The sequence below is a fragment of the Candidatus Corynebacterium faecigallinarum genome (assembly GCF_052264515.1).
GTDB lineage: Bacteria > Actinomycetota > Actinomycetes > Mycobacteriales > Mycobacteriaceae > Corynebacterium > Corynebacterium faecigallinarum.
The window spans coordinates 1-14,871 of record NZ_JBQQOC010000021.1 but is presented as its reverse complement, the minus strand read 5'-3'; the positions used below and the strand labels follow the sequence as shown (position 1 = coordinate 14,871).

Genomic DNA, 14,871 nt, shown 5'->3' with positions numbered 1-14,871 from the left:
TCAGTCGAGGAGGGGAAGGTCCTCGACCAGGTCCAGCACAGCCAGGACGTCGCGGGGGATGAACTCGGCGACGGTCATGCCGACGACATCGGCGGCCGCGGAGACATCGGCGAGGACGCGTCGGACCTGCCCCAGCGTCAGTCCACCGGGGATCTGCCCGAGACCGAGGGAGACCTCGTCACTGTCGACCGTGTCGACGTCCAGGTGAACGGCGACCCGGGAGGTGCCGGTGGCGGCGATCCACTCGGTGAGCGCGGAGCTGTCCGTCCGGAGCTGGTCGGGGGAGAAGGTGGTGAGCCCCCACTCGTCAACGTTGGCGTAGGCGTCGTCCTCCCAGGCGTGGATACCGACGAGGGCGACCCGTGACGGGTTGACGTGGGCGGGGAGCCGGTCCAGGATCTCCGGGTCGCCATGTCCCGTGATCGCGCTGACGGCCATGGCGCGGTAGCCGTCGTACCCGGTTTCCGGGGTGTCGGTGTCGGGGTGGGAGTCAATCCAGATCACGGCCAGGTCGTCGCCGTAGCATGCGGCCAGTTCGGTGAAGGGGACGATGCTGACCGAGCACTCGCCGCCGAGCGTGAGGATGCGGTCATGGGGGTGCCGGGCGATGGCCTGCTGTCCGGCCTCCAGTGCGGCCAGAACAGCGGACCGGGACTCCACACCGTTGGTGGGCCCTTCATCAGGCTCGCCGCCGTCGACCGGGACGACCTCGGTCGGGCCGTTGTGCTCCGGCAGGAGGGCGTCCAGCACCCGGGTGCCGACGGTGTATCCGCGCCGGGCCTTGTCCACCGGCATACCGGGGAGCAGCTCGGCGACTGTGGCGGCACCGGCGCCCTGCCACTGCGGCCAGACGAGACGGAGGGTGGTGGGATCGGTGGTGATGTCTGACATCGGGGAAACTGTCCGCTCAAGTGGGGGTGTGGTGAAAGAGAGGGTGGTGGGTTACTCCCCGGTCTTCTCCAGGGTGTCACTGATCACCCGGGAGACCTGGGTGATCACCGCGTCCCCGGCATCGGTCGGCAGGGAGACCGCGACGAGCTCCTCATAACCCAGTGCGTACCAGACCCCGGCGGTCGATCCCTCGACCAAGGCGGTGTCCTGGAACCACGGCACGTCGTTGACCTGGGTGAGCTGCGCACCGGCCTCGTAGGAGTCCGGCAGCGACACCCCACACCGCAGGACGACCGGCTCGCGTCCGGACGCCGTCCACACGATGGCACCGTCCAGGCCACGGTTGCCCGCCCAGTCCGGGGTCTCGGTGATCCGCTGGTAGTCGCCGATGGTCTCCGGCAGGGCGTCCTCGAACGCCCGGCAGGACGCTGCGTCGGTGCCGTCGGTGCCGTTGGTGCCGTTGGTGCCGTTGGTGCCGTTGGTGCCGTTGGTGCCGTTGGTGCCGTCGGTGCCGTCGGAGTCGTCGGTGTCACCGAGGTCGGACAGGGGGATCGGGGCGGGTTCCGGAGCATCCTCCGCCGAGCCGTGCGCGGTGACCGCCTCGCCGATGCCGGTGAGGTCACCGACGCTGAGGTCTGCATCCGTCGTCACCGCCACCACCGGGGACTGTCCCACGGCGTACCAGGTCGACAACTCGGAACCCGGGGTGGCGTCCTGGATCTCCAACCAGGGCGTCCCACCGCCGTCCTGCGGATCGGTCAGCTCACTGACCTGGGTCAACTGTCCCGGGGTGGACACCCCGCAGCGCACCGTGAGCTCGGTGCCGCCACTGTCGCGGAAGCCCGCCGCCCCCTCCGGTGCGGGATCGACGATCCCGACATCACGGAAATCACTGATCCGGTCGGGCAGGTCGTCGATGGTGGCGGCGCAGGCATCGCTGTCGGCGGCCGGGGCCTCCACCGGGCCCATCGCCACGGCCGTGTAGACATTCCGGTCGATGAGAATCTTCGCCCCGGCAAGCACCGCCGCGACGAACACCACCGACAGGATCAGTGCGATCACCGCAGTGCGTCGCGACGATCCACCGGCGGAGTCTGCATTCCCTGTGCTCTCTGGGTTATCTGGTCCAGCGTTTCCGTGTCCGGGGGTACTGCTACCCTGATCGGTGACCTTTGACCGTGAAGACATGCGGATGATTGTACGTAGTCTCCCGGTCCCGCCCACAAGCGACGGTACGTGAACGACCTGAGGAGAAGGATGACCGGCGAGAGTTCCGGACAGCTCACCGTGGCGGACGCCGGGGAAGCGGCGACCATTGCCGCGATCCAGCAGGCTGCCCCCAGTGAGATCAACGGCGACGACGCCGCGGTGCTCGACCCGGCCCCGCCCAACTCCCGCTACATCGCGACGACCGACGTGCTCGTCGACGGCGTCCACTTCCGCTTCGACTGGTCCACCCCCTTTGAGGTGGGGGTCAAGGCCGTCACCCAGAACTTCGCTGACATCCAGGCGATGGGAGGTCGTCCCGCCGCCGTGCTCATGTCACTGGCCACCCCCGGTGACCTGCCACTGGACACCGTCCGGGACATCGCCGCCGGGATCGGCTCCACCGCCGCGCCGTGGGCGGTGGAACTCGTCGGCGGGGATGTGGTGACCTCCAGCCAACTGGTCATCTCCATCACCGCGATCGGCCTGATCGCCGGTCCGGACCCGGCGTTGACCATGGGTGCCGCCGAACCCGGTCACCAGGTGGTCGCCAGCGGTGTCATCGGCCACGCCGCCGCCGGGGAGGCGATCCTGCGGTACTTCGGTTCACGGGACGCGGTGCCGGATGATGCCGTGCTGCAGGAACTAGTCCGCCGGCACTGCGCCCCGACCCTGGTGGTCGGACGCGGTGCGGTGGCCCGCGCCGCCGGAGTCAAGGCCATGACCGACAACTCCGACGGTCTGCTCAAGGACCTCACGAGCCTGGCACGGCGCAGCAATGTGACCATCGACCTCGACGGGGCGGCACTGACCCCGGACGCCCAGCTCTACTACGCCGCCGAGGTTCTCGGCGTCGACCCTTTGCAGTGGGTGCTCACCGGCGGCGAGGACCACACCCTGCTGGCCACCACCGACCAGGAGCCCCCGGCCGGGTACCGCTTCCTGGGCACGGTCGGGAAGGGCACCGGCGAGGTGGCATCGGGTGCGGGAACGGATCCGGCTGCGGATCCGGCCGGGGGACCGGCAGATGCCGCCACCCCGGTGATCGGCGCCACCCCCACAGTGACCGTCGACGGACAGATTCCCGCCTACATCGACGGATGGGACTCCCTGTCCCATGGCGGTGACCGCCGGTGAACGACAGCGAAGCTAGCGACGCCAATGTGCTCGCCGGGCGCATACTGGCGACGATCCACCCCAGCTGGCGGACGATCCTGACGGACGGCGGGGCTGAACCGGCCCTGGACACCGTCGTGCACCAGGTGGCTCAGCGGATCCTCGACGGTGAACAGGTCCAGCCCGCCCCGGAGAACATCCTCCGGGCGCTGTCCCACCCCGCCGACGACACCCGGGTGCTGATCCTGGGGCAGGACCCCTATCCGACCCCCGGACATGCAGTCGGACTGTCCTTCTCCTCGGCACCTCAGACCCGACCGTTGCCGAAGTCGCTGCAGAACATCTACACCGAATACCAGGACGACCTGGGGCACGACCGTCCGCAGTCCGCCGACCTGACCCCCTGGACCGACAACGGGGTGATGCTGCTCAACCGCGTGCTCACCGTGAGCGAAGGGCAGGCCGGCAGTCACCGCGGACTGGGCTGGGAGGCCGTCACCGAGGCGGTGGTCAACCATCTGGCGACCCGTCCGATCGCGGCGATCCTGTGGGGCAAGCAGGCTCAGGAGGTCGCCGACGTCATCGGCCGGGACCGGTGCGTACTCTCACCCCACCCGTCGCCGTTGTCGGCCTACCGTGGCTTCTTCGGCTCACATCCCTTCACCCGTGCCAACGGGATCCTCGAGGCGCAGGGGGTGGCTGCGGTGGACTGGGACCTCGCAGGGCAGGATACCGGGCAGAAGAACAATGCGGTGACTGGACGGACCGTCCTGCACGGCACCGCACCACTGTGGGAGGACGGTGACGCATGCTGACCGCGAAACACATCGCCACCTGGGCGGAGTTGGCCGCGTCCGGCCTGCGCCGGCACCGGGACGAGATCAACCAGCTCAATGTCTTCCCCATCCCGGACTCCGACACCGGATCGAACATGACCTCCACCATGGAGGCCGCAGTCGAGCGGATGAACCAGGAACACGGTGAGCTGGGAACCTCGGGCGACCAGCGTGCCATGAGCTACGGCGAAGGCGGGGAAGCCTCCGTCGCTGACCTGGCTGCGTCTCTGGCCGCCGGTGCCGTCGTCGGCGCCCGAGGTAACTCGGGACTGGTGCTCAGCCAGCTGCTGAGGGCAGTGGCCGACACCGCCGCCCGAACCTCGTCCGGAAACCTCCCGGTCGCTGAAGTGCCGCGGATGCTGCATCGGGCCGAGAAGCTCGTCCGACGCGCGGTCTCCGACCCGGTCGAAGGCACCATCATCACCGTGCTGCACGCCGCCGCCGAACGCGCCGAAGCCGTCTCCACCAGCCAGAACGACCCGCCTATCGTCGAGGTGATCACGGCGTCCCGTGATGCGGCGATCGAGGCTCTGCACCAGACCACCGCCCAGCTGCCGGCGCTGGCCGAGGCCGGCGTCGTTGACGCCGGTGGCAGGGGCCTGGTGGTCATCCTCGATGCGCTTGTCGAGGCATTGGACGGTGAGGAAAGTGACGCAGCCAGCGGAGATGCAGCCGCAGCCACGGCCGCGGACACACCCGCCGCAGCGGCCGCGGACACCGCAGCGTCCTGCGGATCCGGTGCCGCCGGTGCCGCGTCCGGCGCCACCTCCGCGACCGTCCCCGCCGATGCCGCAGCGGAGATCGAGGTGATGTTCACCTACGGCGGTGACATCGACACCCTACGCGGTGAACTCGACCGGGGAGGCAACAGTGTCGTCGTCGTCCCCGTCGATGACGGGCACTGGCGCGTTCATGTCCACACCCTCGTCGGCGGGCCGTTGATCGAGTACGCTTTCGCCCACGGTGAGGTCTCTGAGCTGCGGTTGGAGGCGCTTCCCCTACGCACTGGACCCGTTGTCGACCCGGCCGGTGAACTGCGGCGCCCGGTTCTGGCACTCGTCCCCGAGGGGCGGCTGCGTGACGTGTTCACCGAGGCCGGCGCCACCGTCGGGACGACCGGGAAAGTTGTGGCAGAGCTCAAGGAACGTGCCGGTGAAGACTGCATCGTCCTGACCAACGGGCAGGACACAACCGAGCTTTTCGACATCCTCTCCGACAGCGGAACCGAAGCGATGGTCGTCGACACCGAGAGCTTCGTCGGCGGACTGGCGGCAATGGCCGTCTACAGTGCCGACGCCGACGCCGAAGAAAACGCCGAAGAGATGGCCGACGCCGTGTCCTACCAGCGGTGGGCCACCGTGGACGGCGGCCCCGAAGAACTGTACAACCAGGTCCGGGAACTGCTCATCCCCGGCGGCGAACTGGTCACCGTCCTCTACGGAGACAAGGCCGACGGGCAGGAATGGAGTACCGAGGAGGTCATATCCGTCGAAGACGCCCTGCGGCAGGACCATGCCGCCGACGGGACCGAAATCGAGATTCACGGCTACCGCGCCCCCGGACTCGGGGTCAGCGCCCAGGTGGGGGTGGAGTAGATGCTCGGCTGGGACGATCCGCGGCCGCTGAGTCAGGTCATCCCGCCCGACCGTGCCCGTACCCTCGCCGGGAAACCCGGGCTGGTGACCATGGCTGATGCCCTGCTGAACTTCCCGGCGTCCTACGTCCATACCAGCGGCACCGGTGCCATGAGCGACGGTGGGGACGGACTGGTCGAAGGCGACCACCTCACCTGCCTCGCCGAAATCACCTGGACGCAGGTCCAGGACAACCGCGGTCGACGCGGCCCCCGCGAGATCCTCAACTTCCGCTTCCGCGTCGACGGGGTCGACTTCTCCTCGGCACTCTTCGGGAATGTGCGCTCGCACCAGCCCTTCATCGCCATCGGTGCGAAAGTGATGCTGGCCGGGAAACTCGGCCTGTTCCGCGACGAATGGCAGCTGCGCAACCCCAGCTACATCACCCTTCACCCGCCGCCCGTCGTCGACGGGGAGCCGCTGACCGGTGAAGCCTACGAGGCGGCGTTCGGGGCCTTCGGCCCGCTGAAGACCATCGTCGACGTCGCCGGTGGCATGCGTGCCGCCCAACAGTTGCTCTCCGTGCCGTGGCTCCCCACCTACCCGCGGCGTCACGGAACCAACAATGCCGAGCTGCTGGGGGTGATGGGCCACGTCCTGGACGCGATGGCCAGCCCCCCGGAGATGCTGCCCTCGGCGACGGTCCCGGGCGCGCCGGCGTGGCCGGTCATCGACGGTGCCGAGCTCATCGGGGCCGGTACCGCCCTCCACGACATCCACCGGCCCCCGGAGGACGGGCCGGACGCTGCCCGCACCCGGGTGAAATTCAATGAGGCGCTGGCGCTGCAGCTGGTCATGGCGCTGCGACGGGAGGACAGCACTGCGCGTACCGGCCGTGCCGTCGTACCCGTGAGCCCCGGGTCGAAATATGCCGCGCTCATCCAGAAGCTGCCGTACACCCTGACCGACTCGCAGACGGTGGCCTTGACCGAGATCGGTGCGGCGATGGAGGGCGCCGGGACTGGCGCGGCGTCCGGCGAAGCGACGGCGGCAGCGTCCGGTGCGGCGTCCGGTACGACGCCGATGAGCATGCTGCTCCAGGGCGATGTGGGATCCGGCAAGACGATCGTCGCCCTGCTCGCGATGCTCCGTGTGGTGGACTCCGGCGGGCAATGTGCATTCCTGGCGCCGACCGAAGTGCTGGCAACCCAGCACGCGCAGACTCTCGGCGGACTCCTCGAGGGAAGCGGGGTGAACATCTCCCTGCTCACCGGATCCCAGTCGACCGCGGAGCGGCGGGAAGCCTTGCTCGACATCATCTCCGGTACCGCCGACATCGTCATCGGCACCCACGCGGTGATCCAGGACTCCGTGGAGTTCTTCGACCTGGGGATGGTCGTCGTCGACGAGCAGCACCGGTTCGGCGTGCGTCAGCGCGACCGGCTGCGGGAGACCTCGCCGGTGGACCGCACCCCACACCTGCTCGTGATGACCGCGACACCGATCCCGCGGACGGTGGCGATGACGATGTTCGGCGACCTGACACTGTGCACCCTGGAAACCGCACCGGCGGGACGTGGCGAAATCAACTCTTTCGTCGTCCCGATGTGGAAGAGGTCCTGGGTCGACCGGATGTACGCGGTGATCAGGGAGCAGGCAGAGCAGGGACACCGCACCTACATCGTCGTGCCGAGGATCGAGGGGGAGGGAGGCGTCGATGAGGTGGCTACGAGACTGCAGGGTGGGGAGTTGCGGGGCTTGCGCGTCGGCACGCTCCACGGCCGGATGGACAACAAAGCCGAGATCATGGACGGGTTGGCATCCGGACGCATCGACGTCCTGGTCTCCACGACAGTGATCGAGGTCGGCGTCGACATCCCGGAGGCGACGGTGATGGTGGTCATGGAGGCCGAGAATTTCGGGGTCAGCCAACTCCACCAGTTGCGGGGTCGCGTCGGGCGTGGCGAGGCGGCGTCGATGTGTTTCCTGTGCACGGACATCATGCCGGACGCCGAGGGTACGACGAGGCAGGCAGTGGTGTCCTACCAGCGTCTCGAGGCGGTGGCGGGGACGCGGGACGGTTTCGCACTGGCTGAACTTGACCTGCGGAGCAGGACCGAGGGCGACGTACTGGGGGAGAAGCAGTCCGGGCACCGGGTGCGACGGGTGAAGATTCTCGATCTTTCGGTCGATTCGGAGATTGTGTTCGAGGCGCGTCGGTACGCCGAGGAGCTGGTCGCCTACGACGAGCAGTTGGCCCGGTCGCTGGTTGCGGACATTACCGTGGATGACCAGGACTACATCGAGCGGAACTGACGAGGGCGGAAAGGGGGCCGCAGTATTTACGAAGTGGCCGTTGACGAATGGGTGTTCGATTGACTAAGGTGAGTTTCAAGACAAAAGTACCGGTGGATTGGCGCTGGACGTGAGCGGGGTGATTAGGGGTCATGGTCGGACAGGTTGGCGGGTGTGGCAGCATGGCAGGCCTGCGCACTGCGGTCTCCGCGTTCGTCACTGCCGCCGAGGAGTTGGTTGCCCAGGGGCAGGACGCCTGGGACCGGTTCGGTGTCGATGAGCGGGAGTCAATGTTCCGGGAGGTTGAATCCGCCAGGCGGAGCATGGCTGTCGTGGATACCCGGTTCCTGTGTGCCCATGAGGCTGTGATCCCCGAGAAGGAGTCCAAGAAGGTTTCCTGGCTCGTCGACCGGATGCACATCGTTGGTCGGGATGCCCGGACCAGGGTGCGGGCCGTGCGGCGACTCGACCCGCGAGGCGACGCATTCCGAGCGGATCCGACAGCTCCCTCTGAGCACTACATGCCGACACTGGCAGAGGCAGTGGAGGCTGGGAGTGTCGGTGCCGAGTCCGTCGCGGAACTCGATCGGGCGCTGGATGCGCTGCCGGCGCCGAGTCAGGAGCGCATTACGGCGGTTGTGGACCGTGAACTCGTGCCCGCACTGCAGGTGGACGGGCCCGGACAGATTCGCCGGATCCGCCCCTGGCTGCTGGGCTTGGTCGGGGAGGACGAGCCCTATACACAGCGCGACCATCAACGGATGCGTTCGCTGGTCGTTGGCGAACAGCAGTACGACGGGATGACTCCGATTCGAGGTCTGCTCACCCCTGAGTCGGCGGCAGCGTTGCAGGGGTTGATGGCTGACTATGCCACGGCTGGTTCGCTGATCGACGCTGAAGGAACGCTGGTGGGTGTAGATGGCGGATGTGACCCCACCGAGGACAACCGGACGCCGGAGCAGCGTCAGCACGATGCCTTTGCTGCGGTGCTCGCCGCCGGTTACGGACCGGAAGGGACGATGCGACCGGGCCGCGGGAAGACCACTATCGTTGCTGCGATGACCCTTGACCAGTTGATTGCGGGAACAGGGGTCGCGCCAACTGACGTCGGGACCCGAATTCCGGTCTCGACACTGGTGGAAGGTACGGAGGCGCAGAACTTCTTCTGCCAGGTCATGGACCTCGAGGGGCAGACACTGTCGCTCGGGCGATCACAGCGGCTCGGTAGCCTCGCCCAGTACCTGGCACTTTTCGGTGAAGAGGGCGGCAGCTCCGCGCCGGGGTCCTCGACGCCGGCAGCTCGTTGCCACATCCACCACATCGACGGGTGGGAGCACGGCGGCGAGACGGATCTGCACAATCTGACATTGGCAGACCCCGGTAACCACGCGCGGGTCAACGACCTCCGGGACAACCCGGATCGTGTCGAAACCCACCGGGCACCAGCTGGCAGCGGTGACCGCGTCCACTGGGTGCCGCCGGTGTCCGAGGACCGAGAGCGCGCCCCGAGAGCGAATGTCTGTCTCGCCTTCTGGGACACGCCCGGAGTCAAGATCCGCAGGGTGAGAAGGACGGCACGGAAGCCGGTCCCCGAGGACCCGCCGGACGACAGTGGGCACTAAGCTTCCGGGCATGGACATCTTCGCCCCTTTTGCAGGCATCGTGAGATTCACGGTCGAGGACGGACAGGTCGTCGACACCGGCGAGCAGCTGGCCGTCGTCGAAGCCGTCAAGCTTGAGTCGACCGTGGACGCTCCGGGGCCCGGAGTGGCGCGCCGCCGGGCCGTCGACGATTTCGCCGACGTCGCCGGAGGCGACCTGCTGCTCTCTCTTGAGCAGGTTGATGAGGAGCGCGAGGAGCGCAGTGAGGGGAAGGGCCAGTGACCCGCATCATCTCGGGCAATGCTCGTGGGCGGAAGATCCGCGTCCCCGAGGACGTCACCAGGCCCACGTCCGACCGGGCGAGGGAAGGACTCTTCTCCTCGTTGCAGGTGCGCTTCGGCTTCGAGGGTGAAGTCGTCCTGGATCTGTTCGCTGGTTCGGGTGCGCTGGGCCTGGAGGCAGCGTCCCGCGGTGCCCGCGAGGTGACTCTGGTGGACGACAACCACCGCGCCTGTGAGGTTGCCCGAGACAACGCCGATGTCGTCGGTCACCCTGATGTTCGTGTGGTCGAGACCAAGGCGTCGACCTTCCTTGCTTCGGCACCTCGCGAGCACTACACGATGGTGCTCGCTGACCCGCCGTACATTCTCAGCGACGAGGCGATCAACGAGATGGTGGAAACGCTGATCCCGACGTTGGCGGAGGACTGCGTGGTGGTCGTCGAGCGCCACGTCGATTCCCCCGAGGTCGACTGGCCTGCCGGTTTCGTGAAGACGAATCAGAAGCTGAAGAAGCGCACCTACGGTATCGCGAGGATGGACATGGCTATCTGGCGCGGCGAAGACGCCGCGGAGTAAGTCGCCGTTGGGTAGGGCACCACAGTGTGGGAACCCGGCGGGTAGGAAACTGCCGGGTGAGGCCGTTCCGCGGGGGATTGGCTGAGTATGGGCACTGCACCCGGTGCCGGTGGCAGTAAGATCAGGGCATGCGAGTTTGCTGCCCCGGATCCTTCGATCCCGTCACCAATGGCCACCTGGACATCTTCACCCGCGCGGCGCGGACGTTCGACGAAGTCACCGTGCTGGTGACCTACAACCCCAATAAGTCGGGCCTGTTCACCGCCGAGGAGCGGGTCAAGCTGATTCAGGACTCTCTGAAGGCCACCGGCCTGCCGGAGGCGGAACGGGTCACGGTGGACGTGTGGGACCGATTGTTGGTCGACTACCTCACCGCGCATGACATTCCGGCGATGGTCAAGGGGCTGCGGAGTTCCTTGGACTACGAGTATGAGCTGCCCATGGCGCAGATGAACCAGCGGTTGTCGGGGGTCGAGACGTACTTCCTGCTGACCAACCCGGAGTTCGGTTATGTCTCCTCTACGATCTGCAAGGAGGTCGCGAAGTACGGCGGGGATGTCAGCGGCCTACTGCCGGATAACGTCGCCGAGGCAGTTGCGGCGGCCTACGCTGAAAAGTAGCGGACAGGCACTCGGGATGTTTCCGACGCGTCGTGCACGCGTCGTGTCTGCGCCCTGAATACGTCGAGCCCGCCCGCTGAAGAGGAGAAAAAGCGTCCTCCGCAGACGGCGGGAAATCGCCGGGTGCCGGACGGCCGCGTGTCAGACAGGTGAGGTCGGGGCGTTTCTGGCATGCTGGTCAGCATGTACAAGACTTTCCAGGGCCTCGATGATCTCCAGAACATGGTTGACCAGGCATACGGCGTGCCGATGACGTCCAATTGTATGGTCCCGCGACGCGAGGTCCAGGACATTCTTGACGAGGTTCGCACCGCGATCCCGGTGGAGATGGACGATGCGCAGGACGTCCTCGATCACCGTGACGGCATCATCAATGATGCCGAGGTGAAGGCCGAGACCCTGGTCAGTGACGCGGAGGCGGAACGCGACCGGATTCTCGAGGAGGCGAGGAACCAGGCCGAGGCCATGGTGACCGACGCCGAGGAGCGCGCCCACACCACGGTGGCCCGCGCCGAGTCCGAGGCGGACCGTCTGGTCAGCGACGCCCGCTCCGAGTACGAGCAGACCACCTCCCGCGCTGAGGCGGAGGCGGAGCGTCTGGTCACTGCCGGTAACGATTCTTATGAGCGTTCGGTCAACGAGGGTATCGCCGAGCAGCAGCGGCTGGTCAGCGAGTCCGAGGTCGTCCGTGTGGCGGAGGACGAGGCACGCCGGATCGTCGAGTCGGCGCACTCTGACTCCGACCGACTGCGTCGCGAGTGTGACCACTACGTCGACTCCACCCTGGCTCAGTTCGAGGAGTCCCTGACCAGCACGTTGCGCACTGTGTCCCGGGACAGGGCGGCACTGCGCAAGGGTGCCGGGGCGTCAGGTAACCGTCACTCCGACGGTGGTCGCGAGTACGGCCGGGAGTCGGGACGCGGCGAGTACCGCGACTGATTCGCGCACCGGTGGGTGTCAAGGGTAGAAACATGGTGTGAGCAACGATCCTTTTCTCCTTGATGTCCGCGAGCCGCTGCAGGCGGTCGGAGTTCCGCACCACGTCACGACGACCGGGGACGCTCCGGTCCGGTTGGGCGGTGAGATGCTCGGAGTTGCCGAGGGGACGCCGGTGGAGGTTGTGGCGGACCTGACGAACCTGGGGGAGTCGCTTCTGGTGGATGCCACGGTGCACGCCCGGGTGACCGGCCAGTGCTCCCGCTGCCTGAACCAGCTGGATGTCGAGCACTCCTTGCATATCAGCGATGTCTTCGGCATGACACCTGACTTCATCGGGGGCGATGAGGCTGAGGAGGGCGAGGAGCCGCTGATGGTCGACGAGGATCGCGTCGACATCACTCAGCTGTTGGTCGACGAGGCGGGTCTGACTCTGCCCTTCAACCCGGTGTGCGAGGACTACGGCCTGGAGTGCAATGATGCCATCCCCGCCCCGGACGGGATTTCGGGGGAGGAGACGGTGGTCGACCCGCGGTGGGCTGGCCTGGCCGGCAAGCTCGACGAGGTTGCCGAAGACACCGAAGACACCGAAGACACCGAAGACACGGCAGGCACAGCGGGCACAGCCACCGACACCGACAAGGACGCCTGATGGCACGCAAGCGTCGGCTGACCGGCCAGGCGGCTCTGGACGCCGCGTTCTCCCGCACGGATCACGCTCCGCTGCTGGAGGCGTGGGGTGTCGAGCTGCCGGACGAGATGCTGCGGCTGGCCTTGTCACACCGTTCGTTCGCCAACGAGAACGGCAACCTGCCGAACAATGAGCGACTCGAGTTCCTGGGCGATGCCGTCCTGGGACTCAGTGTGGCGGAGCAGCTGTACCTGGAGTTCCCGGAGCGCACCGAGGCCGATATCTCGAAGATGCGAGCCGGCGTGGTCAACATGTACGCCCTGGCTGAGGTGGCCCGCGAGCTGGGCATGGGCGAGCACATCCTGCTGGGCCGTGGCGAGATGATGACCGGTGGCCGGGACAAGCATTCGATTCTCGCCGACTCGGTCGAGGCGATGCTGGGTGCGATCTATCTGACGCATGGTTTCGAGGTGGCGAAGGCCACGGTGCTGCGCATTTTCAGTTCCCGGATCACCGCTGCACCGTCGACGGGACTGACCATGGACTGGAAGACGGTCCTGCTGGAGAAGATCAGTGAGCTGAAGCTGGGGGTCACCCCGTCCTACCATTCGGAGGTCGAGGGCCCGGCGCACGACCAGACCTTCCGGGCGACGGTGTCTTTCGATGGCACGGTGCGTGGCAAGGGGGTCGGCCACACCAAGAAGGAGGCCGAGCACGGCGCCGCCCGCGAGGCCTTCAAGTCGCTGGGCTGACACCACAACCATGCCTGAGCTTCCCGAGGTCGAGGTCGTCCGCAGCGGTCTGGCGGAGCACATCACCGGTGCGACGGTCATCGGCACTGAGGTGCTGCACCCGCGCGCGGTACGTGGCCAGCCCGGTGGTGCCGCGGCGCTCGAGGCGGGCCTGGAGGACGCCAGGATCACCGCCCTGAGGCGGCGTGGCAAGTATCTATGGATAGACCTGGAGTACCCGCGCGGACACCAGGGATCAGGTCAGGGTTCACACCAGGATTCAGGACGCTGCCTCCTGGTCCACCTCGGTATGTCCGGGCAGATGCTGCTCGGTGAGCCGGGACAGGTGACCTCACCGCACCTGCGCATCCGTTCGGTGTTGGTCGCCGACACCGGGCGGGAACTGGAGCTCAGCTTCGTCGACCAGCGCACGTTCGGACGCTGGGAGCTCACCGCCCCTGGTGTCACTGACCCGGTGCCGCACATTGCCGTGGATCCGTTGGACGCTGCCTTCGACGCCGCGCACACCGCCCGTGTCATCAGGACGAAGCGCTCCGAGATCAAGCGCGTCCTGCTGGACCAGACCGTGGTCTCCGGCATCGGGAACATCTACGCGGACGAGGCGCTGTGGGCCGCGCAGGTGCATCCGCGGAAGAAGGCCACCGCGATGCGTCAGGCCGATGTCATGGTGTTGTTGGACGCCGCCGCCGAGGTGATGAGCCGCGCGCTGGCAGCCGGTGGGACGTCCTTCGATGACCTGTACGTCAACGTCAACGGCGCGTCCGGCTACTTCTCCCGGTCACTCAACGTCTATGGCCGCGAGGGCGAGCCGTGCCCACGGTGCGGGACGCCGATCGTCCGGGAGCAGTGGACCAACCGTTCCTCGCATTTCTGTCCGGAGTGCCAGCGGAGGTAGTCGCGTGTGGCCCAGGGGGTGCGGGACGATGCTGGTGAGCGATCGCGATCATTCGATAGAATGGGATGGTGAAACCGAACCTCTATATTGTGACTTTGGCGGTTGATGACCTCGACAGATCAGCTGCGTTCTATCGGGACGGTCTGGGCCTTGGGGCGGGTGCCCACGGAGGTGACCACGTGCTTTTCGAGCTTCAGGGCGAGCTCACGCTCGTGGTGTTCCTGCGTCCCGAGTTCAACAAGACTGCCGGGCAGTCGAATAGCTCGGCGTCCGATTCCGGCATCAGCCTGACCTACCAGGCTGACAGCGCCGACGAGGTTGATGGCCTACTGCGGAGGTCGGTCCAGGCGGGTGGCTCGCTTCCGAGTGGGACGGTGAAAGAGGAGTGGGGCTACCACGGGTATGTCAAGGATCCTGACGGGCACCTCTGGGAGATAGCCGCTTTCGACGAATAGTGGCGAGTGGGCAGCGCTTGAGATTATCGCAGGATGAGCGAGAGTACGACACCGGGTAACCGAAATGACCAGGTCGAACTGCGTCCGAAAGCGCTGAAAGATCTCTTTTTCGGTGCCCTGCATTCTGCAGGTTCCTCGGAAGAACTCGCGGGCTGCATGGCGAATGCGACGGTCGAGGCTGAACGGCGGGGTCGTTCAAGCATTG

Annotated in this window: 14 protein-coding genes and 1 pseudogene; 13 read left to right on the top strand and 2 right to left on the bottom strand. The window is 66.9% G+C overall.

Annotated features, from left to right (window positions below):
• Both ACTXPP_RS10900 and ACTXPP_RS10895 read right to left on the bottom strand, forming a co-directional pair.
• Window positions 1-891: an arginase family protein gene (locus ACTXPP_RS10900; RefSeq protein ID WP_301496595.1), complete on the bottom strand. Its 891-nt coding sequence runs from the start codon at window positions 889-891 to the stop codon at window positions 1-3.
• A 51-nt stretch (window positions 892-942) separates the two neighbouring features.
• Window positions 943-2,079: a DUF3515 domain-containing protein gene (locus ACTXPP_RS10895; protein WP_443342116.1), complete on the bottom strand. Its 1,137-nt coding sequence runs from the start codon at window positions 2,077-2,079 to the stop codon at window positions 943-945.
• A 69-nt stretch (window positions 2,080-2,148) separates the two neighbouring features.
• Here ACTXPP_RS10895 and ACTXPP_RS10890 point away from each other — a divergent pair, with 69 nt between their 5' ends.
• The 13 genes and pseudogenes from ACTXPP_RS10890 (at window position 2,149) to ACTXPP_RS10830 (ending at window position 14,666) form a co-directional block, all read left to right on the top strand.
• Window positions 2,149-3,234, top strand: a complete 1,086-nt coding sequence (locus tag ACTXPP_RS10890) for a thiamine-phosphate kinase (RefSeq protein WP_443342115.1) — start codon at window positions 2,149-2,151, stop codon at window positions 3,232-3,234.
• A gap of 53 nt (window positions 3,235-3,287) precedes the next feature.
• A pseudogene (locus tag ACTXPP_RS10885) lies at window positions 3,288-3,932 on the top strand (uracil-DNA glycosylase); the annotation flags it as partial.
• Window positions 3,933-4,021: 89 nt separating this feature from the next.
• A complete protein-coding gene (locus ACTXPP_RS10880; protein WP_301520212.1) occupies window positions 4,022-5,644 on the top strand; it encodes a DAK2 domain-containing protein in 1,623 nt (540 codons plus the stop codon).
• Window positions 5,645-7,939, top strand: a complete 2,295-nt coding sequence (locus tag ACTXPP_RS10875) for an ATP-dependent DNA helicase RecG (RefSeq protein ID WP_301524585.1) — start codon at window positions 5,645-5,647, stop codon at window positions 7,937-7,939.
• Between the two features lie 161 nt (window positions 7,940-8,100).
• The gene (locus ACTXPP_RS10870; RefSeq protein ID WP_443342112.1) at window positions 8,101-9,540 is read left to right on the top strand and encodes an HNH endonuclease signature motif containing protein; all 1,440 of its coding nucleotides are present in this window, start codon (window positions 8,101-8,103) and stop codon (window positions 9,538-9,540) included.
• A 10-nt stretch (window positions 9,541-9,550) separates the two neighbouring features.
• Window positions 9,551-9,802: a biotin/lipoyl-containing protein gene (locus ACTXPP_RS10865; protein WP_301497515.1), complete on the top strand. Its 252-nt coding sequence runs from the start codon at window positions 9,551-9,553 to the stop codon at window positions 9,800-9,802.
• On the top strand, window positions 9,799-10,377 hold the full coding sequence (locus ACTXPP_RS10860; RefSeq protein WP_301497513.1) for an RsmD family RNA methyltransferase: 579 nt from the start codon (window positions 9,799-9,801) through the stop codon (window positions 10,375-10,377). Before ACTXPP_RS10865 ends, ACTXPP_RS10860 begins: the two co-directional genes overlap by 4 nt.
• Window positions 10,378-10,505: 128 nt before the next feature.
• Complete coding sequence (gene coaD, locus ACTXPP_RS10855; protein ID WP_301497511.1) at window positions 10,506-10,997, top strand: pantetheine-phosphate adenylyltransferase; 492 nt, start codon at window positions 10,506-10,508, stop codon at window positions 10,995-10,997.
• A 183-nt stretch (window positions 10,998-11,180) separates the two neighbouring features.
• Window positions 11,181-11,936: a DivIVA domain-containing protein gene (locus tag ACTXPP_RS10850; protein WP_301497509.1), complete on the top strand. Its 756-nt coding sequence runs from the start codon at window positions 11,181-11,183 to the stop codon at window positions 11,934-11,936.
• A 37-nt stretch (window positions 11,937-11,973) separates the two neighbouring features.
• Window positions 11,974-12,585, top strand: coding sequence for a YceD family protein (locus tag ACTXPP_RS10845; protein ID WP_443342109.1), 612 nt, complete (start codon window positions 11,974-11,976; stop codon window positions 12,583-12,585).
• Window positions 12,585-13,316 (top strand): ribonuclease III, encoded by a 732-nt coding sequence (gene rnc / locus ACTXPP_RS10840; protein ID WP_301497505.1) that lies wholly within the window; start codon window positions 12,585-12,587, stop codon window positions 13,314-13,316. Before ACTXPP_RS10845 ends, rnc begins: the two co-directional genes overlap by 1 nt.
• Before the next feature lie 10 nt (window positions 13,317-13,326).
• On the top strand, window positions 13,327-14,211 hold the full coding sequence (gene mutM / locus ACTXPP_RS10835) for a bifunctional DNA-formamidopyrimidine glycosylase/DNA-(apurinic or apyrimidinic site) lyase (protein ID WP_443342108.1): 885 nt from the start codon (window positions 13,327-13,329) through the stop codon (window positions 14,209-14,211).
• Between the two features lie 68 nt (window positions 14,212-14,279).
• Window positions 14,280-14,666, top strand: a complete 387-nt coding sequence (locus tag ACTXPP_RS10830) for a VOC family protein (protein ID WP_443342107.1) — start codon at window positions 14,280-14,282, stop codon at window positions 14,664-14,666.
• Window positions 14,667-14,871 lie beyond the last annotated feature (205 nt).